The sequence below is a fragment of the Pseudarthrobacter arbutini genome (genome assembly GCF_054510915.1).
Map to the genome: position 1 here is coordinate 141,368 of NZ_JBTNDQ010000004.1, position 18,169 is coordinate 159,536.

Genomic DNA, 18,169 nt, shown 5'->3' on the forward strand with positions numbered 1-18,169 from the left:
CTCACGCGTGTACTCCTTCAGGCCGGGCCCCCAGAGCAGCAGGGGCGGGGCTGGACTCCGGAACCACCACGGCACGGAGCCGCTCCGCCACGCTTTCCGGGGTGGTGTCATTGATAAAGGCGCCCATGGCGGCTTCGGAGCCGGCCAGGAATTTGAGCTTGTCGGCTGCCCGGCGGGGCGACGTCAGCTGGAGGTGCAGGTAGCTGGCGGGGCGCAGGAGGTCGTCAAGAGGGGCCTGGTGCCAGGCGGAAATGTAGGGCGTCGGCGTCGGATACAGGGCATCGAGCCGTTTGAGCAGGTCAAGGTAGACATGGGCCAGTTCATCCTTTTCCTCACCGCTCAAGGCGGCCAGGTCGGGTACCTGCCGGTGCGGCACCAGATGGATTTCCAGCGGCCAGCGGGCAGCGAACGGCACGTAGGCGCTGAAATTCTCGCCCTCCATCACCATTCGGCTCCCGTCCTCGCGTTCCGCCCGCAGCAGCGAGCCCGTGAGCGTCTGCCGCCCGTCGGACCCATCATAGAACTTGCGTGCGGCCGCTCCGATGACCCCTGCCCGGGGAGTGACGTAAGGGTATGCATAGATCTGGCCGTGCGGGTGGTGGAGGGTGACGCCGATGTCGGCCCCGCGGTTTTCGAACGGGAACACCTGCTTGATCCCCGGCAGTTTGCTGAGGACTTCGGTGCGGTGCGCCCACGCCTCAACCACAGTCCGGGCGCGGGCCTCACCCAGGCCACTGAACGATCCCGTGTGCTCGGGAGTGAACGCCACTACTTCGCAGCGTCCGTACGCGGGTCCGGTGGTGCCCCAGGCCGGAGTGGACGGCACTGGGCCCACTGCTGGGCCTAGCGACGGGAAGCGGTTTTCAAACACCACAACGTCGTAGTCGGGTGCGGGGATCTCGGAGGGGTTGTTCGGTGTGGTGGGGCAGATGGGGCACTGGTCCGCAGGCGGGAGGTGGGTGCGGGACTGCCGGTGCGCCGCGACGGCCACCCACTCGTCGGTGAGGGCATCGAAGCGTACTTCGCCAGGCTCGCCGCGCTCGGGCAAGGGCCGGTGATCGGTGGTGGTGGCCCCCGTGCGGGGCTTGGCAGCAGCGCCGTCGTCGAAATAAATCAGCTCCCGGCCATCGGCGAGCGTGGTGGTGGTGATACCTGTCATGGCGGGGGTCCTTTGCGTGCTGGTGCCGGAGGTGTCGGGCGTCCGTTGCCTCGATCATCCCATATTTCGCTCAAAAAAGAATAGTTTCACACAAAAGAGAACATTTCCCGGTGATGGCAGGCAGTCCTTGCCCCCTGTTACGGTGGTGCTCATGACTTCGAGCGCAACCCCGGACGCGAGCATTTCCGCCGGATTCCAGACCTACGCCACCGGCCGGCAGTACGAACTCCGCAGGGGTGACGCGTTCGCAGTTGTGACTGAGTTGGCGGCCGGCCTGCGGCTTTACAGCCGCGCCGGTGTCCAGCTCACGGAGACCTATGGGGACGCCGAGATTTCCCCCGGCGCCGCCGGGATCACCCTCGCCCCCTGGGCAAACAGGGTGGAGGACGGGGTCTGGTACCTGGACGGTAAGAAGCAGCAACTGGACATCACGGAGGTTTCCCGGAACAACGCCAGTCATGGACTGCTCCGCAACTCCGCCTACAGCCTGGTTGATGAATCGCAATATTCCGTGACCCTCGAGGCGACGGTCTTCCCGCAGCATGGCTACCCCTTCCTCGTGCGCCACCGGGTCCAGTACCTTCTCGCTGAGGACCTTGGCCTGGAAGTCCGCCAGACGCTGATCAACGATTCCAACGCGTCAGCGCCGTTCGTCCTGGGCGCCCACCCATACCTGCGGCTGGGCGACGCGGACGTGGACCAGCTCACCCTGACCGTCGCCGCCGGCAGCCGCCTGGTGGCGGACCAGCGCCTGATCCCGCGGAGCTCGGAGCCCGTCAGCGGGGACAGTGACTTCCGCAGCGGCCAAAGAGTGGGGGACCTTGAGATCGATGTAGCCCTCACTGACCTGACGTTCGACGGCGGTGCGGCCCGCCATGTGCTCAGCGCACCTGACGGCCGCAGTGTCACGTTGTGGCAGGACGAATCCTGCGGCTACGTCCACATCTTTGTGACAACTGAGCTGCCCGGCAGGCCCAGGGTGGTGGCCATCGAACCCATGACCGGTCCGGCCAACGCCTTCAACTCGGGTGACGGGCTGCGGTGGCTTTCGGCCGGGGAAACGTTCACGATGGCCTGGGGGATCGATGCTGTCCTGGGCGGGGCCGGGTAGCCGTTTCGCATAAGGGGCGGTGCTGAGGAAGTATTAGGCTATGACGCCAGCCGAGGACGCCACCCCATCCGATTCAAAGCCCACAGGCACGGCGCCGGATACGGTCCGGCCGGTGGAAACTGTCCGCCCGGCCCGGGTGCGCGCGGACCGGGAGCTTGAGCAGGACATTCCCTACGGTATCCGGATCGCTGCGTCGTGGGCCTGGCGGCTCGGTCTCATCCTTCTTGTGGCCAGCGCCCTGATTTGGCTGCTCAGCCGGATCAGCTTCCTGATTATCCCCGTTATGGTGGCCGCACTGCTGGCCGGGCTGCTGAGCCCGGTAGTGCGCTGGCTGCGGAGCAGGCGCCTGCCAAACGGCGCCGCGGTGGCCATCACGGTGCTGGGGTTCATCGGTGTGATTGCTGGCGCCCTTGCCCTGGTGGGACGCCAGCTGGCTTCAGGTTTCGGCGAATTGTGGTCCCAGGCGCTGACGGGCGTGAAGCAGATTCAGGACTGGCTGGCCGAAGGACCCCTGCACCTCACTGCCGACCAGATCGACCAGTACCTCAAGGAAGCATCCGCCGCACTCCAGAACAACAGCAGCAGCATCCTCAGCGGTGCGTTGTCCTTCGGCAGCACCGCGGGCCACTTCGCCGCGGGAATGGTGCTGGCCCTCTTCATCCTGATCTTCTTCCTGCTCGAAGGCGACAGGATCTGGGCCTTCCTGGTCCGCCTCCTCCCGAAGAAAGCGCGTGCGGCAACGTTCGGTGCCGGACGCAAGGGCTGGGCTTCCATGGTCAGCTACGCACGGATCCAGATGTTTGTTGCGTTTGTTGACGCGGTAGGCATCGGCGCCGGCGCGGCCATCATCGGGGTGCCGCTGGCCCTGCCCCTGAGCGTGCTTGTGTTCATCGGTTCCTTTATCCCGGTAGTCGGTGCCCTGGTGACCGGGGCCATCGCCGTACTCCTGGCCCTGGTGGCCAACGGGCCGGTCAACGCCCTGATCATGCTGGCTATCGTCCTGCTGGTCCAGCAGCTGGAGAGCCACATCCTGCAACCCCTCGTGATGGGCAAGGCCGTGGCCCTGCACCCGGTGGCGGTCATCCTCTCTGTGGCGGCGGGTTCGTACCTTGCGGGCATCCCCGGCGCGCTGTTCTCAGTCCCCATCCTCGCCGTAGCAAACTCCGCAATTCGCTACATCGCGGCCAGAACGTGGGAACATGAACAGGTGCTGGCAACCCCCGGAGGGCCGGTGACGCCAGGCCCGGACCATGATGACTCCATCAGGGACGTCCGGTTGCCGGGCTTCAAGCCCAAGCGCGGCAAGGACGCCGCAGCCAGCACAGAAGCAGCCAATCCGAACGCCCAGGCCTGAAACATGAGCCAAGGCGCCGGAGCCGTATCCACCCAAGGAGAATAAGTCCGTGAACACCCTTGAAACCCTTCCCGTCACGCTGGGCGATGTCCTGGAGGCGCAGAAGCTGCTCGAGGGGATTATTATGCGGACCCCGGTGGAATCGTCACGGGCCCTGGGCGGGATGGTTGGCGGCGACGTCTTCTTCAAGTGCGAAAACCTGCAGCGGGCCGGATCGTTCAAGGTCCGCGGTGCCTATGTCCGCATGGCCAAGCTCTCGGCTGAGGAGAAAAAACGCGGTGTTGTGGCCGCGTCAGCCGGAAACCACGCACAGGGCGTGGCCGTAGCCGCCAAAAGCCTGGGCATCAAAGCCCGCATCTACATGCCGCTGGGCGTAGCCCTCCCGAAACTGGCGGCCACCCGCAGCCACGGTGCGGAGGTGATCCTCCACGGCCACAACGTGGATGAGGCCCTCGCCGAGGCGCAGCGCTACGCCGATGAGTCCGGCATGGTCTTTGTGCACCCTTTCGACAATGTTGATGTGGTGTCCGGCCAGGGAACCGTTGGCCTGGAAATTCTCGAGCAGATCCCCAATGTGGACACCGTCCTGATGGGTGTGGGTGGCGGCGGGCTGCTGGCCGGCGTCGCTGTAGCCATCAAGGCCCGGGCCAGGGAACTTGGGCGGGAAATCCGCATCATCGGTGTCCAGGCCGAAAACGCCGCGGCCTATCCGCCGTCCCTCGCCGCCGACGCCCTGGTTCCGCTGAAGAAAGTGTCCACGATGGCTGACGGCATCGCCGTGGGCCGGCCCGGACAGCTGCCCTTCAGCATCATCCGTGAGCTCGTGGACGATGTTGTCACCGTCAGCGAGGATTCCCTGGCGCGGGCCCTGATCTTCCTGCTGGAACGGGCCAAGATGGTGGTGGAACCCGCCGGAGCGGTGGGGGTTGCCGCCCTGATGGACGGCAAGATCGAAAACCCCGGCACTACGGCCGTGATCCTGTCCGGCGGCAACATCGATCCGATGTTGATGCTCAAAGTCATCCAGCGGGGCCTGTCCGCCGCCGGGCGCTACATGACCGTCCGGATGATGCTGGATGACCGGCCCGGTTCGCTGGCCACCATCGCCCGCATCATCGCCGAAAACGATGCGAACGTCACGGGCCTGGACCACACCCGTGTTGGCGGCTCCATCAGCATGGGCGACGTTTCCATCACCGTGAACCTCGAAACCAAGGGCCACGAACATTGCGAGCAGGTCCTCGGCGCCCTTCGTGCCGAGGGTTTCCAGCCCATTGTGGTGCATTAGGAGCAGCCATGCTTGACGCGACGGGGGACGGAAAGCCGCGGAACCGGGAAACTACAGCCGCGCGGGCGAAAGGCGGACTGTTGGTGGCCGGCGGCTTTGTGGCCGTGCTCTTTGTGATCGAACTGATCAACATGCTGACCCTGCATGCCCTGAATCGGACTTTCGGGCTCCGGCCCCGGTCCGCGGACGGGCTTCTGGACATCCTGACGTTCCCGCTGCTGCACGCCAATCTGAACCACCTGCTGTCCAATGCCCTGCCCCTGATCGTCTTCGGCTTCCTGGTGTTCCTCTCCGGCGTGAGGGTGTTCCTGACGGCCCTCGGGTTCAGCTGGCTGGGCTCCGGACTGACAGTGTGGCTGATTGGCGACGGCGGCATCACCATTGGCGCCTCCGGCCTGGTTTTCGGATTGTTCGCCTTCCTCCTGGTGCGGGGTTTCTTCAACCACAGCTGGCGCCAGATTCTGCTCGCCGTGGTGCTGTTTATGGTCTATGGCGGCATCCTGCTGGGGGTGCTGCCCATCATGGGCAGCTACATCTCCTGGCAGGCGCACCTCGGCGGAGCGGCAGGCGGAGTTGTCGCTGCCCTGTTGCTGCGCCCCAAGCACGCAAGAACGCCGGCCCCCTGACGGGGACCGGCGTTGGCCAGGCTTGGTTGGCCTGAACGATCAGTGTGAAGCGTCAGCCTGCATAAGGCTTGGCGGAGAGGATTTCCACCGTGATGTCCTTGCCGTTCGGAGCCGTGTAGCTGAGCTTCGCGCCCTCTTTGTGGCCGACGATTGCGGCGCCGAGGGGTGACTTCTCACTGAACACGTCCAGGTCTGAATCGCCGGCGATTTCGCGGGACCCCAGCAGGAATGTCTCTTCGTCGCCTGCGATCCGGGCAACAACGAGCATGCCGGGCTCCACAATGCCGTCGTCAGCGGGGGACTCGCCCACGTGGGCATCGCGCAGAAGGGCCGTCAGCTGGCGGATCCGGGCTTCGATCTTGCCCTGCTCTTCTTTGGCCGCATGGTAGCCGCCATTTTCCTTCAGGTCGCCCTCCTGCCGGGCAGCTTCAATCTTCTGGACAATCTCCGCACGGCCAGGGCCGGAAAGGTGGTCCAGCTCTGCCTTCAGGCGGTCAAAAGCTTCCTGGGTGAGCCAGGCTGCAGGCGCGCTGTTGGTGGTAGACACGGACTTCTCCTAATGGTCGTACATGCAAAAGACCCCGCAACGGTGGCCACTTATGGAACTCAGCAACCAGCTCAGCGGGGTAAAGGTATTGACCCATTGTAGTCAAAACTCTGGACATACCCAACCCGGGATGGGGCATAGATCACACGGCGCTACGTACCGGCACCCGGAATCCAGCAGTCGTCCACCACACCGGAAACGGACAGGGACTCCGTCCGGAGTGTCACGCGCTGCGAAACTGTCCTGCCGCCGTCGGCCGTTCCGTCAGCTTCCCCGGGCGGGATGTCCACTACTTTCCAGCCCACCACGGCGAACTTGGAGTCGAGGGCCTTGACGGCGCACTTGACGGCCGTCCCCGGTTCCCTAGTGACCTGGAAATCAACCTCGGCCGCCGTGGCATCGATGGTGCTGAAACCGATGTCCTTGAACGTTACGTCAGAGCCGGCTGAGGACGTGGAGACCCAGGCCATAAACCCCACTCCGGCCGCCAGCGCTGCTACGGCAATGCCACGTTTGACCGCACGCGGGAGGGGCTGCTTTTTACTGCCATAACGATTGGCTAGGCTAGTGTCTGCAGGCGGGGACACGGCGGGCTGATCCTGGGTAGTCACCAGTCCAGTTTAGTTCGGTTCCAGGCTGTGGCCGTCCGGGCCGGATCAGCCCCCTTCCCGGCACAGCTGTCCCGTCCGTCCAGTCATGCAGTCCTCAGTCCAGTGGCCGTCACAGCAGCCGCAGAAGAATAAGGAGCCGTCCTCGATGACAGCGTCCACCAATACCCCGGCAACGCTGAGGCTGCTAGCCGTGCACGCGCACCCGGACGACGAGTCCAGTAAGGGCGCCGCGACTATGGCCATGTACGCCGCCGCCGGAGTGGAAGTTATGGTGGCCACCTGCACCGACGGATCCCGCGGAGACATCCAGAACCCTGCCGTGGAAGGCGAGCCGCATCCCAAGCGGGACATGGCCGGCGCGCGCCGGCTGGAAATGGACCAGGCCGCCAAGGTACTGGGCATCAAGCAGCGCTGGTTGGGATTCACGGACTCCGGGCTGCCCGAGGGCGATCCGCTGCCGCCGCTGCCGGCCGGATCCTTCGCCGTCCAGCCGCTGGAGCGCGCCGCGGCGCCGCTGGTGCGGCTGGTCCGGGACTTCAAGCCGCAGGTGATCGTCAGCTATGACGAAAACGGCGGATACCCGCACCCGGACCACATCATGGCGCACCGCGTGGCAGTGGAGGCATTTGCGGCTGCGGGTGACCCCAGCAGGTATCCCGATGCCGGAGCGGCCTGGGAACCCAGCAAGCTCTATTACGACAGGGCCTTCAGCCCGGACCGGTTCCGCGCACTGCATTTTGCCCTGGAAGAAGCAGGCCTACAGTCCCCGTACGCCCAGCGCCTGGCCGCGTGGCTGGAAACGGATGCGGAAGGCCACACCCCGCCGCAGGGTGCCCATGCCACCACCACGCAGATCGACTGCGGGGACTTTTTTGAGGCCCGCGACGACGCACTCCGCGCGCACCGGACGCAGGTTGATCCGTTGGGGTTCTTCTTTGCCGTGTCGGCCGAGATGCAGCGCCGCGTGTGGCCGTGGGAAGACTACTCGCTGATCGAGTCCAGGGTCCCCGCGGAATTGCCCGAAAAGGACCTTTTCGCCGGGCTAAGATAGAGCGGCAGCATATTCTATGCCGTGTAGAAAAGCTGTGGGCTGGTCCGGGTCCCGCGGACCCGCGTCCGGAATCCCCGGCTGGCTGCCCATCAGTTTCCACAGAAGGTTTGAACCGTGCACCACTTGCTCCTCGCCCTGACAATCACCCCCTCACCGCTGCCGACGCCTGGCCTGCGTGAGGGCATCTCCGAGGACCAGATCACCCCGGGCCTGTGGGGCTTCATCATGACGGCTTTCTTTGTGCTGGCCACCACTCTGCTGATTGTGGACATGGTCCGCCGCATCCGCCGCGTCCGCTACCGGGCGCAGGTGGAAGAGGAACGCCAGGCAGCGGCCGAGGCCGCGGACATTGAAGCTGCGGACGGCCACGACGGCCTCGGTGTTGCCGGCGACACGGATGCGTCCGGCGACAAGGCAGGCCTCGAAGACAACGGTCACGGCCAGGCCGCCGACCGGCCCCAGCCCCGCGACTGAAGCGGGCCGGACCCCCGCGTTCCTACCGGCCTCAACAGTTCAGCTGAGGACTGCGATGGCGATCGCCGTGAAATGTGCTGCGAAGGCCAGGACCGTCAGGGCATGGAAGAGTTCGTGGAAGCCAAAGTGTTCGTAGCTGAAGTTGGGTTTCTTAAGCGCGTAGAACACGGCGCCGGTGATGTATAGTACGCCGCCCACACAGATGAGGACGGCGGCGGGGACGCTGGCCGCGAAGAACTCAGGCAGGTAGAACAGCGACCCGCAGCCCAGTGCGATGTAGATGGGCACGTATAGCCAGCGCGGCGCGTCCGTCCACAGCAGCCGGAACAGGACGCCGAGAATGGCCCCGGACCAGATGACCCAAAGCAGCAGGACCGCCTTGGGCTGTTCCAGCAGCGACCAGGCCAGGGGAGTATAGCTGCCGGCGATGACCAGCATGATGTTGGTGTGGTCCAGGCGTTTGAGGACAATCTTCACGCCCGGCGACCAGTTGCCGCGGTGGTAGATGGCACTGATGCCAAAAAGCAGGACGCCGGTGGCAGCGTAGATGGCCGAGGTGATCTTGCGGTCCGTAGTGGGGGCGAGGACCACGAGGACGAGGCCCGCTGCCAGGGCCAACGGAGCCGTGACGGTGTGGATCCAGCCGCGCCACTTGGGCTTGATCATCAGGAGCTCGGCCAGCCGGACGGCGGCGTCGTTCAAGGGGCTGTGGCCGTGGTCCGCCGAGGGCGCGCGCGGGCCGTCAGGAGTCTGGCTGTTCATGGCTTCAGAATATCCTCTCTATGGATAAGTTACTCATGGGTAACAATCATGGCAGGTCATCCGGGAACGTCCCGTCACGCCGGTCCCGGTCCCGGGCGGTAGCCTAGGATGTGCAATGCCGTCGAACAGCAACGGAAGTCAGGTGAGTCTCCTCGTGGAATTGCGCGGGTTCCTTTATGGCTTCTACGAGAGGCGGCTGCTCAGCGAGTTGGCCGGCGGCCGCATTCCCAATCACATCGGCGTGATGGTGGATGGCAACCGCCGCTGGGCCAAACAGTTCAACGCACCCACCAGCCAGGGCCACCAGGCCGGCGCGGACAAGATCCATGAATTCCTCGGATGGTGCCAGGAGCTTGGGGTAAAGGTGGTCACGCTCTACATGCTGTCCACGGACAACATGAGCCGGTCCAGCGAGGAGCTGGACCTTCTGATGGGGATCATTGCCAACACCCTGGACCGCCTGGACGATGACGCCAACATCTCGGTCAACGCCATGGGCGCCCCCGAGCTCTTGCCCGACTACCTGGCGGAACGGCTCAACAAGCTCACTGCCCGCACTCCGGTACGCGAAAAGATCCATGTCAACGTTGCGGTGGGCTACGGCGGACGCCGCGAAATCGTTGACGCCGTGCGGGAGCTGCTTCACGACGCCGTCGCCCAGGGCTCTGACATTACGGCGCTCGCTGACACCCTGTCCGTGGACGATATTTCCCGTTTCCTCTACACGCGCGGCCAGCCGGATCCTGACCTCGTGATCAGAACCTCCGGGGAGCAGCGGCTGTCCGGGTTCCTGATGTGGCAGAGCGCGTACAGCGAGTTCTACTTCTGCGAGGCTTTGTGGCCCGCCTTCCGAAAAGTGGACTTCCTCCGCGCCCTTCGGGACTACGCCGGCAGGCAGCGGCGCTTCGGGACCTGATCCGGCCGGTCCGTTCATCCGGAATTCACAAGCCGGCAACAGGAATCGCCGACGGATGGCACCGGAAATTACTGGGCAAGGATTTACGTTATATCCATCAGCAGGCAAAAACGCCGGCTGATCGGGGAGGCCAGTACATGGAGCGAATTTCGCACCGGTTGTATGGGAGGCCGGACCCGGCCTCCAGGCCGAGCCGCCTCACCAATAACAATTCCGGGCGTGCCCGGGGCTGGAGTCGATGTGGCTAATTCTGAACAACTGCCCGAAGCCGTTTTTGACCAGGGACAGAAAGCTACCTCTCGCGCCACGCGAGCCACCTCACAAACCGGTGCAGCAGACGAAACATCTGCGGCCGGTTTTGCTGTCTCCGGAAGGGACGCCACCATTAGCACGTTCGTCATTGACACCTCCGTCCTGCTCTCGGATCCACGGGCGCTGCTGCGCTTCGCCGAGCACGAAGTCATTGTTCCGATCGTTGTCATCACGGAACTTGAGGGGAAACGGCACGACCCCGAACTGGGCTACTTTGCCCGCAAGGCGCTCCGGCTGCTCGATGATCTCCGGGTGAAACACGGTGGCTTGAGCAAACCCATCCCCATCGGAAACGAGGGCGGCACCCTTCTGGTGGAGCTGAACCACATTTCCGCCGAGGTGCTCCCCTTGGGTTTCCGCAGTGGCGACAACGACAGCCGCATCCTGGCTGTGGCCAAGAACCTGGCCAATGAAGGCCGGAACGTCACCGTGGTTTCGAAGGATCTCCCGATGCGGGTCAAGGCCTCCGCCATGGGACTCACTGCCGACGAATACCGCAACGAACTGGTCAAGGATTCGGGCTGGACCGGCGTCGCGGAGGTCGAGGCCAGTGAGGACGAAATTTCCACCCTGTACGGCCACGAGCCCGTCTTCATTCCCGCAGCCGCGGAAATGCCGGTCAACACCGGGCTGGTGATCCTCTCCAACCGGGGCTCAGCCCTGGGCCGGGTGGGCGCTGACAAGCAGGTGCGGCTGGTCAAGGGGGACCGGGACGTATTCGGGCTCCACGGACGATCGGCGGAACAGCGGCTCGCCATCGACATGCTGATGGACCCCGCCGTCGGAATCGTTTCGGTTGGCGGACGGGCCGGCACCGGCAAATCCGCGCTGGCCCTGTGTGCCGGCCTGGAAGCCGTGCTGGAACGCCGCGAGCACCGCAAGGTGATCGTCTTCCGCCCGCTCTACGCCGTGGGTGGCCAGGAACTTGGCTACCTGCCCGGCTCCGAGTCGGAAAAGATGAACCCCTGGGCCCAGGCGGTCTTTGATACGCTCGGTGCCCTGGTCAGCCAGGAAGTCGTGGAAGAAGTTATGGACCGCGGCATGCTCGAGGTCATGCCGCTGACCCACATCCGCGGCCGTTCCCTGCACGACGCCTTCGTGATCGTCGACGAGGCCCAGTCACTCGAGAAGAACGTCCTCCTCACCGTGATGAGCCGCATCGGCCAGAACTCCAAGATCGTCCTCACCCACGACGTCGCCCAGCGTGACAACCTGCGCGTCGGCCGGCACGACGGTATCGCCGCCGTCGTCGAAACCCTGAAAGGACACCCCCTCTTCGGCCACATCACCCTCACCCGCTCAGAGCGCTCACCCATAGCAGCCCTGGTCACGGAACTGCTAGAAGGGGCTGAGATTTAGCCCTTTCCGGTTCGCGAGGGGCCGTGGTTCCGTTCGTCGGGCCACGGCCCTTCTCCGTCGCTTAGACACAACGCATAGGGCCGCCTCGGTCGCTGGGCGACCTCCGGCGGCCGATGCGTCGCGATGCGCTCCTACGAGAAGGTCCGTAACCCGACTAGAGCGCGCCGTTCGTCAAGAGAACCGCGCCTACGCACACACGTCCGTCCCTAGTGCTTCGCGTAGGAGCGCATCGCCGACCAGAGGGTGGCGAAGGTCGCCCAGCGACCGTAGCCGCGCGGCGGGAGGTGTCTAAGCGACGGCGAAGTGCTCGGGGCGGACGAACCGAGCCACTACACGGCGCACTAGCCGACGCCGAGGTGCTTAGCTGCTGCTTCGTGGCCTTCTACTTCGAGGGTCCAGTCGGGGCGTTTGAAGGTTGCGGGGGTGAGGCGCACTTTTTGGACGTCGACGGCCTTGCCGCCCCAGGATTGCCTGTTGGTGCCGTTGAGTTCGTAGCCGAGGGAGCGGGAGACACCCAGGGAGGCGGCGTTCCAGGCGGCGGCTTCGGATTCGGCCACTTCGGCGCCGAGCCAGTCGAACGCGTAAAGCGCGACGGCGGCCCGCATCTCCGTGCCCAGCCCTTGGCCGTGGAGGGACTGCTTGAGCCACGAGCCGGTGCTGACGGTCTTGAGGGTGGCAAAGTCCTTGGCACCGATGTCCTGGCAGCCGATGAATTCATCCTGATACCAGATGCCCAGGAGCAGGGTCCAGTCCTCGGGCGTGGCCTGGCCGCGGCAGCGCCAGTACCACTGCGCCATGTTGTGCCCTAAGGACTCCGCCGGCAGTTCCGTCCATGGAGTGCTGAAGGGGCTCCGTCCGGGTTCGTGGACTCCGCTGGCGGCCGCTGCAACTGCGGCGGGAATGTCGTCGTCGGCGATGGGACGCAGCACTAGGCGGGGTGTGGTCAGCTCGAGGCCGAAGAGGGGCCAGATGGAAGTCAGCGCGGTCATCAGGGAAGCCTAGCCCAGGGCAGGCCGCGGGAGTCTGTCAAACGCCGGTGATGGCCGGAGCAGGACCCGCGCTCAGGCGCGGATATCCCACGTGATGTGGCGGCGGACGTCCGTAAGGTTCATGGACTCCGCCACGAACAGGTCGTCCAGCATGTATTCGTCCACCGCGAGGATCCGGATCCAATGCCCGTATTCCGGGGTTGCCGCTTCGAGTGACTGGCTGGCCACGCAGACGCCGGTTTCCAGGTCGATCCGCACCCGGTTGCTGCCGGGCAGGCAGAGCGGAGCGGCAGTATCCGTTGGATGGTAGGACGCGGTAGGCGTCACGGTTGCCTCCAGTGCCGGCCGGCCATCGTGTTCGACGCGGCGAACGGCGTCGACGTCCACGGCGTTAGTGCCCGGGAACTCAATGGGGACCGGCGCGTTCCCGGCGAGTTCCACCGGATCGAGGGCAGCCGAGAAACGCCCGTTCCCGAACCCTGGTTCGCCGTATGCTGCCTCCGGCCGGCGCCTGACCAGGCCGCCGTCGTCGTAAACGGGCGCTACGAGGTGGGGCGGCAGCAGCCAGGACTTCCGAGTGGCGCTGACGTACAACCCGTCCTTGGAATCGTTGATGCCGGTGGTGCTGTGGAGGACAAGCCGGTCGGCGGTTTCCAGGCGCAGCGCCCCGGGCCGGCGCAGCCAGGCGCGGACCAGGGGAGCGCCCGGGTCGGGGACGTCGGAAAACGGTTCATCCCAGTATTCAAAGCGCAGTGACTGCCATTTCCAGGGGGAAGACCGGCAAAGGTTCCGGAACATGGTGCTCAGGTCTGCAGCGGCGGCGCTGCCCTCCGGATCCGGCCGGCGCCTGGTGTCCCATGTCGACATATCCACAGTTTACGCGTGGGCTCTGCGGTGCGGCGCGCGAATCCAGTAGCATCCGAGGGGTGATCCGACGACTCGATGGACTGTGGGACGCCACCCCGCTGGCGTTCTGGCTGGTGCTGGCCGCATGTGCCTACTTTTTGGTTATGGCGGCTCGGCTGACGGTGATTGACGTTCGCCACCATCTGCTGCCCAACCGGATTGTTTTCCCGTCCTACGGTGTGGCTGGGGTCCTGTTGCTCGCGGCGGCCTTGGTGCACGTGATCGCCGGTCCTGCCGCGCTCGTGGGGTCACCCGACGGTGCCGCCGAGCTCCTGGGGATCCCGGCGCTGCGCATCCTGGCGGGGGGAGCGGTCCTGTGGGCTTTCTATTTTGTCCTGCGGATGGTTTACCCGCCCGGCATGGGCTTTGGCGACGTGAAGCTGGCCGGTGTCCTAGGGATGTACCTTGGCTATCTCGGCTGGGGGCACGTTTTTGCCGGGACATTCGCAGCTTTCCTGCTGGGAGGCCTCTGGTCCATGGCCCTGCTGGCGGCCCGCCGCGGCACGTTGAAGTCTTCCATCCCGTTCGGCCCGTTTATGCTCGCCGGCGCCACTGCCGCCATGCTGCTGCCCGCTTAGCGCCAGAGAGACACTTGCGGCCCCGGACCGCAGGCGCCACGAAAACAACAGGGGCGCCGCAACCCCCAAGATCGCGGCGCCCCTGCAGGCTTTGTTTCTGCGGCTTCCGCCGCTATGGCTAACAGCCGCTATGGCTTATAGCCTTACGACGGCGGTCAGCGGCGCTGGGAGACCAGCTCGCCGTCGTCGTCCTTCAGGCTGTCCGCGGGGTCAGGGACGGCAGTCTCCCTCTCCGTTCCGCCGTTCAGCAGGGCCAGGTGTTCTGCTTCCAGGCGTTCTGCTTCCTCGCCGCCCACAGCCTCGCCCCGGGCCACCATGCCGGCGGTGTCCGAGAGCGGGATCTGCTTCAGGGTGATGGCCAGGATCAGCGCGAGGGCGATGAACGGCACCAGGTACCAGAAGACCGGAGCAAGGGAGTCCGCGTAGGCGTTCACGATTGCATCGCGCAGCTGGTCCGGCAGTTGGCTCAGGGCCTGCGGGTCCAGGGTGCTGGTGGACTGCGAGGCCTGTTCCGCGGACGCTCCGGCGCCGGTGAACGCGCTGGTCAGCGATTCGGAGAGCCGGTTGGTGAAAATCGCGCCGAACACTGCCACGCCCAGGGACGCGCCGACTTCGCGGAAGTAGTTGTTGGTGCTGGTTGCCGTGCCGATCTGATCGGCGGGAACGGAATTCTGCACCACCAGGACGATGACCTGCATGATCGATCCCAGCCCTGCGCCGAACACGAACAGCTGGACGCAGATGATCCAGATGGGCGTCTCGGCGGTCAGGGTGGTGAGCCACAGCATCGCCGCGATCGTCAGGGAGGCACCGAGGATGGGGAACATCTTGTACTTGCCGGTCTTGGAGATCCGGATCCCCGAATAGATGGCCATGCCCATCAGGCCCAACATCATGGGCAGCATCAGAAGCCCGGATTCAGCCGCAGAGGTCCCCGAAGACATCTGCAGGAACGTGGGAACAAAGGCGATGGCGGCGAACATGCCCAGGCCCAGGGTAAAACCGATGGCCGTGGCGTTGACGAAGATCCGGTTTTTGAACAGGCTGAGCGGGATGATGGGATCCTCCGCGCGGCGCTCCACCATAACGAAGGCCGCGGCGGAGATGAGCATTCCGGCGCCGAACGCCCATGTCAGCGGTGAATCCCAGCCTTCGTCCTTCTTGCCGCCGAAGTCGGTGAAGAAGATCAGGCAGGTGGTGGCTGCGGACAGCAGGATCACGCCGAGGATATCGATGCGCTTTTCGGCCTTCTTGTTAGGCAGCGTCAACGTGAACCAGGCGGTGACGAAGGCGGCGATGCCGATGGGGATGTTGATGTAGAAAGCCCATTCCCACGTCATGTGGTCCACGAAGAATCCGCCCAGCAGTGGGCCGGCGACGGCGGAAAGGCCGAAGATGGCGCCCAGGGGACCCATGTACTTGCCGCGGTCCTTCGCCGGGACGATGTCCGCGATGATTGCCTGCGAGAGGATCATCAGTCCGCCGCCGCCCAGGCCCTGGATGGCGCGGAAGATGACAAAGCCCCAGAAATCGGTGGCCAGGGCGCAGCCCACTGAGGCGAGGGTAAACAGTGCGATGGCTACAAGGAACAGGTTCCGGCGGCCCAGGACGTCACCGAACTTGCCGTAGATGGGCATCACGATGGTGGTGGCAAGCAGGTAGGCGGTGGTAATCCAGGCCTGGTGCTCTACGCCGCCGAGTTTGCCCACGATGGTGGGCATGGCGGTGGAAACGATGGTCTGGTCGAGGCTGGAGAGCAGCATGCCCGCAATGAGCGCCGAGAAGATGATCCAGATGCGTTTCTGGGTCAGCAGCAGCGGGCCGGTTGCCGCTTTGGGACCGACGGTAGTGGTCATGATGATCCTTTGGAGGTGGTGGGGAGGTTCTGCGCGAACAGGGTCTTGAGGGCCCGGGCGTCTTCGAGGAGCAGTTCCGGGAAACTACGGGTGTTCGACGCCGAGAAGTAGGTTCCGTGCGCGTGGTGGGCTACGGCGGTGATCGCGGTGACGGCCATGACCACTACCGGGTGATCGGCGGGGACGCCTTCACGTTGGGCGATGAGCTGGCGGGATGCGGCCTCGCGTTCGGCGCTGATGCCGACGATCTTTGCGACAAGTTGGGGTTCCTTCTTGATCGCGGCGATGAGCTGGCGGACATCGGTGGCGGACTCGGAATCCACTTTCGACGCCCAGATGTCCAGGGTGAGCTGGATGAGGTCGGCCAGCAGGGATTCGGAGATGGTCCCCGGTTCGCCGCCGCCGGCCAGGAAGCCGGCCATGAGTTCGCCGGGGTGCTCGTCGTCGTGATGGCCGAGGATGGCGTCTTCCTTGGTGGGGAAGTAATTGAAGAACGTCCGGCGGGAAATGCCCACCTCTTCGCACACCTCCTCGACCGTGAAGCCGTTGAGCCCTTTGGCAGCGGTCAACGAGCGCGCGGCGGCGGTGACAGCCTGGCGCGTCTGCTGTCGCTTGCGTTCCCGGAGGCCGCCGTCGATGTTTGCACTATTCTCCATAAAGTAAAGTTTTGCACTAAGTCATCCAGAGTGCAAAAAAATGCAGGCGCCACGAACGACGGCGGCCGGCGCCTTCCGTGGGGAAGGTGCCGGCCGCCGTCGAACGTTCGTGCTGGGTGCCGCGGGGCTCGGGGCTATGCCTTGTGCGGCGGGCGCGTCATGGACATAACGTCCAGCGCGGTATCCAGCTGCTCTTCGGTGACCTCGCCGCGCTCCAGGAAGCCCATGGCGACGACGGTCTCACGGATGGTGAGGCCCTCGGCCACTGCCTTCTTGGCGATTTTGGCCGCGTTCTCGTAGCCGATGTACTTGTTCAGCGGAGTCACGATCGAGGGGGAGGCCTCGGCCAGGAAGCGGGCGCGCTCCACGTTGGCGGTGATGCCGTCGATCATCTTGTCCGCCATGACCCGGCTGGTGTTGGCCAGCAGGCGGATGGACTCGAGCAGGTTGGCGGCCATGACGGGGATGCCGACATTGAGCTCGAAGGCGCCGTTGGTGCCAGACCAGGCGATGGCGGTGTCGTTGCCGATGACCTGGGCGCAGACCATGATGGACGCCTCGCAGATGACCGGGTTGACCTTGCCCGGCATGATCGAGGAGCCCGGCTGCAGGTCCGGGATGGCGATTTCGCCGAGGCCGGTGTTGGGGCCGGAGCCCATCCAGCGGAGGTCATTGTTGATCTTCATGAAGGAGATCGCGATGTTGCGCAGCTGGCTTGAGCCTTCGATGAGGCCGTCGCGGTTGGCCTGGGCCTCGAAGTGGTCGCGGGCCTCGGTCAGCGGCAGGCCGGTGTCCGTGGCGAGCAGTTCGATGACACGTTCCGGGAAGCCGGCCGGGGTGTTGATACCGGTGCCCACCGCGGTGCCGCCGAGCGGAACTTCGGCAACACGGGGGAGTGCGGCATTGATGCGCTCGATGCCGTAGCGGACCTGGGCTGCGTAGCCGCCGAACTCCTGGCCGAGCGTCACCGGGGTGGCGTCCATGAGGTGGGTGCGGCCGGACTTGACGACGTCCTTGAACTCCACGGCCTTGCGCTCCAGCGACTCGGCCAGGTAGCCAAGCGCCGGGATGAGGTCGTTGATCAGGGCCGAGGTGGCGGCAACGTGGACCGAGGTGGGGAAGACGTCGTTGGAGGACTGCGAGGCGTTGACGTGGTCGTTCGGGTGGACAACTTTGTCACTCCCGGCGGCTTTGAGGGCACGCGTGGCCAGCTCGGCGATGACCTCGTTCATGTTCATGTTCGAGGACGTGCCGGAACCGGTCTGGAAGACGTCGATGGGGAAGTCGCCGTCGTACCTGCCGGCAGCTACCTCATCGGCAGCCGCAGCGATCGCCTTGGCCAGCTCGCCGTCGAGCACCCCAAGTTCTGCGTTGGCCTGCGCGGCAGCCTTCTTGACCCGGGCCAGCGCCTCGATGTGCGCGCGTTCCAGGGTCTTGCCGGAGATGGGGAAGTTTTCAACTGCACGCTGCGTCTGTGCACGGTACAGGGCGTTCACGGGGACGCGGACTTCGCCCATCGTGTCGTGTTCAATGCGGAATTCTTCAGTGGAAGTCATGGGGCTAGCTTAGGGCGATCGGGGGCCCGGACTAAAACCGTGAACCGCATGCTACGGG

Annotated in this window: 18 protein-coding genes; 9 read left to right on the plus strand and 9 right to left on the minus strand. The window is 65.0% G+C overall.

Annotation, left to right across the window (positions count from 1 at the left end; all coding sequences use genetic code 11):
• Nucleotide 1: 1 nt before the first annotated feature.
• On the minus strand, nucleotides 2-1,159 hold the full coding sequence (gene galT / locus ACX80V_RS06330; RefSeq protein WP_485842436.1) for a galactose-1-phosphate uridylyltransferase: 1,158 nt from the start codon (nucleotides 1,157-1,159) through the stop codon (nucleotides 2-4).
• A gap of 151 nt (nucleotides 1,160-1,310) precedes the next feature.
• Here galT and ACX80V_RS06335 point away from each other — a divergent pair, with 151 nt between their 5' ends.
• From ACX80V_RS06335 to ACX80V_RS06350, 4 genes are read left to right on the plus strand one after another with little or no spacing between them, the layout of a single operon-like run.
• Nucleotides 1,311-2,270, plus strand: coding sequence for an aldose 1-epimerase family protein (locus ACX80V_RS06335; protein ID WP_485842437.1), 960 nt, complete (start codon nucleotides 1,311-1,313; stop codon nucleotides 2,268-2,270).
• 40 nt (nucleotides 2,271-2,310) lie between these two features.
• On the plus strand, nucleotides 2,311-3,624 hold the full coding sequence (locus ACX80V_RS06340; RefSeq protein ID WP_485842438.1) for an AI-2E family transporter: 1,314 nt from the start codon (nucleotides 2,311-2,313) through the stop codon (nucleotides 3,622-3,624).
• 49 nt (nucleotides 3,625-3,673) lie between these two features.
• Nucleotides 3,674-4,912, plus strand: coding sequence for a threonine ammonia-lyase (ilvA, locus tag ACX80V_RS06345; protein ID WP_485842439.1), 1,239 nt, complete (start codon nucleotides 3,674-3,676; stop codon nucleotides 4,910-4,912).
• Nucleotides 4,913-4,920: 8 nt separating this feature from the next.
• The gene (locus tag ACX80V_RS06350) at nucleotides 4,921-5,538 is read left to right on the plus strand and encodes a rhomboid family intramembrane serine protease (RefSeq protein WP_485842440.1); all 618 of its coding nucleotides are present in this window, start codon (nucleotides 4,921-4,923) and stop codon (nucleotides 5,536-5,538) included.
• Between the two features lie 52 nt (nucleotides 5,539-5,590).
• Here ACX80V_RS06350 and greA read toward each other — a convergent pair whose 3' ends face one another.
• On the minus strand, nucleotides 5,591-6,085 hold the full coding sequence (greA, locus tag ACX80V_RS06355; RefSeq protein WP_056343498.1) for a transcription elongation factor GreA: 495 nt from the start codon (nucleotides 6,083-6,085) through the stop codon (nucleotides 5,591-5,593).
• 152 nt (nucleotides 6,086-6,237) lie between these two features.
• Nucleotides 6,238-6,696, minus strand: coding sequence for a DUF4307 domain-containing protein (locus ACX80V_RS06360; protein ID WP_248761972.1), 459 nt, complete (start codon nucleotides 6,694-6,696; stop codon nucleotides 6,238-6,240).
• 145 nt (nucleotides 6,697-6,841) lie between these two features.
• Here ACX80V_RS06360 and mca point away from each other — a divergent pair, with 145 nt between their 5' ends.
• Complete coding sequence (gene mca / locus ACX80V_RS06365) at nucleotides 6,842-7,747, plus strand: mycothiol conjugate amidase Mca (RefSeq protein ID WP_485842441.1); 906 nt, start codon at nucleotides 6,842-6,844, stop codon at nucleotides 7,745-7,747.
• Between the two features lie 114 nt (nucleotides 7,748-7,861).
• A complete protein-coding gene (locus ACX80V_RS06370; RefSeq protein ID WP_485842442.1) occupies nucleotides 7,862-8,221 on the plus strand; it encodes a hypothetical protein in 360 nt (119 codons plus the stop codon).
• A gap of 39 nt (nucleotides 8,222-8,260) precedes the next feature.
• On the opposite strand, the gene trhA is transcribed toward ACX80V_RS06370, so the two are convergent.
• On the minus strand, nucleotides 8,261-8,983 hold the full coding sequence (trhA, locus tag ACX80V_RS06375) for a PAQR family membrane homeostasis protein TrhA (RefSeq protein WP_240484314.1): 723 nt from the start codon (nucleotides 8,981-8,983) through the stop codon (nucleotides 8,261-8,263).
• Between the two features lie 154 nt (nucleotides 8,984-9,137).
• Between trhA and ACX80V_RS06380 the strand changes: the two genes are divergently transcribed.
• Nucleotides 9,138-9,899 (plus strand): isoprenyl transferase, encoded by a 762-nt coding sequence (locus ACX80V_RS06380; protein WP_485842508.1) that lies wholly within the window; start codon nucleotides 9,138-9,140, stop codon nucleotides 9,897-9,899.
• Nucleotides 9,900-10,139: 240 nt separating this feature from the next.
• Nucleotides 10,140-11,570: an RNA 5'-3' helicase PhoH2 gene (gene phoH2 / locus ACX80V_RS06385; protein WP_058929654.1), complete on the plus strand. Its 1,431-nt coding sequence runs from the start codon at nucleotides 10,140-10,142 to the stop codon at nucleotides 11,568-11,570.
• Nucleotides 11,571-11,911: 341 nt separating this feature from the next.
• On the opposite strand, the gene ACX80V_RS06390 is transcribed toward phoH2, so the two are convergent.
• Both ACX80V_RS06390 and ACX80V_RS06395 read right to left on the minus strand, forming a co-directional pair.
• Entirely contained in the window at nucleotides 11,912-12,559 is a 648-nt protein-coding gene (locus ACX80V_RS06390) for a GNAT family N-acetyltransferase (protein ID WP_485842443.1), read from the minus strand.
• Between the two features lie 72 nt (nucleotides 12,560-12,631).
• Complete coding sequence (locus tag ACX80V_RS06395; protein WP_485842444.1) at nucleotides 12,632-13,426, minus strand: hypothetical protein; 795 nt, start codon at nucleotides 13,424-13,426, stop codon at nucleotides 12,632-12,634.
• 59 nt (nucleotides 13,427-13,485) lie between these two features.
• Here ACX80V_RS06395 and ACX80V_RS06400 point away from each other — a divergent pair, with 59 nt between their 5' ends.
• The gene (locus ACX80V_RS06400) at nucleotides 13,486-14,043 is read left to right on the plus strand and encodes a prepilin peptidase (RefSeq protein ID WP_058929652.1); all 558 of its coding nucleotides are present in this window, start codon (nucleotides 13,486-13,488) and stop codon (nucleotides 14,041-14,043) included.
• 155 nt (nucleotides 14,044-14,198) lie between these two features.
• Here the strand turns inward: ACX80V_RS06400 and ACX80V_RS06405 are convergent, their stop codons facing one another.
• The 3 genes from ACX80V_RS06405 to ACX80V_RS06415 form a co-directional block, all read right to left on the minus strand.
• A complete protein-coding gene (locus ACX80V_RS06405) occupies nucleotides 14,199-15,899 on the minus strand; it encodes an MDR family MFS transporter (RefSeq protein ID WP_485842445.1) in 1,701 nt (566 codons plus the stop codon).
• Nucleotides 15,896-16,555 (minus strand): TetR/AcrR family transcriptional regulator, encoded by a 660-nt coding sequence (locus ACX80V_RS06410; protein ID WP_485842446.1) that lies wholly within the window; start codon nucleotides 16,553-16,555, stop codon nucleotides 15,896-15,898. The genes ACX80V_RS06405 and ACX80V_RS06410 overlap by 4 nt, the downstream gene beginning before the upstream one ends.
• A 134-nt stretch (nucleotides 16,556-16,689) precedes the next feature.
• A complete protein-coding gene (locus ACX80V_RS06415; RefSeq protein WP_485842447.1) occupies nucleotides 16,690-18,111 on the minus strand; it encodes a class II fumarate hydratase in 1,422 nt (473 codons plus the stop codon).
• Between the last annotated feature and the right edge of the window lie 58 nt (nucleotides 18,112-18,169).

Excerpts from the sequence above, each read along its gene's own strand:
- ACX80V_RS06405 (WP_485842445.1), bottom strand. The coding sequence starts at position 15,899 with ATGACCACTACCGTCGGTCCCAAAGCGGCAACCGGCCCGCTGCTGCTG.
- ACX80V_RS06410 (WP_485842446.1), bottom strand. The coding sequence starts at position 16,555 with ATGGAGAATAGTGCAAACATCGACGGCGGCCTCCGGGAACGCAAGCGA.
- galT (WP_485842436.1), bottom strand. The coding sequence starts at position 1,159 with ATGACAGGTATCACCACCACCACGCTCGCCGATGGCCGGGAGCTGATT.
- ACX80V_RS06335 (WP_485842437.1), top strand. The coding sequence starts at position 1,311 with ATGACTTCGAGCGCAACCCCGGACGCGAGCATTTCCGCCGGATTCCAG.
- ACX80V_RS06395 (WP_485842444.1), bottom strand. The coding sequence starts at position 13,426 with ATGTCGACATGGGACACCAGGCGCCGGCCGGATCCGGAGGGCAGCGCC.
- mca (WP_485842441.1), top strand. The coding sequence starts at position 6,842 with ATGACAGCGTCCACCAATACCCCGGCAACGCTGAGGCTGCTAGCCGTG.
- ACX80V_RS06390 (WP_485842443.1), bottom strand. The coding sequence starts at position 12,559 with ATGACCGCGCTGACTTCCATCTGGCCCCTCTTCGGCCTCGAGCTGACC.
- ACX80V_RS06415 (WP_485842447.1), bottom strand. The coding sequence starts at position 18,111 with ATGACTTCCACTGAAGAATTCCGCATTGAACACGACACGATGGGCGAA.
- ACX80V_RS06340 (WP_485842438.1), top strand. The coding sequence starts at position 2,311 with ATGACGCCAGCCGAGGACGCCACCCCATCCGATTCAAAGCCCACAGGC.
- trhA (WP_240484314.1), bottom strand. The coding sequence starts at position 8,983 with ATGAACAGCCAGACTCCTGACGGCCCGCGCGCGCCCTCGGCGGACCAC.
- ACX80V_RS06350 (WP_485842440.1), top strand. The coding sequence starts at position 4,921 with ATGCTTGACGCGACGGGGGACGGAAAGCCGCGGAACCGGGAAACTACA.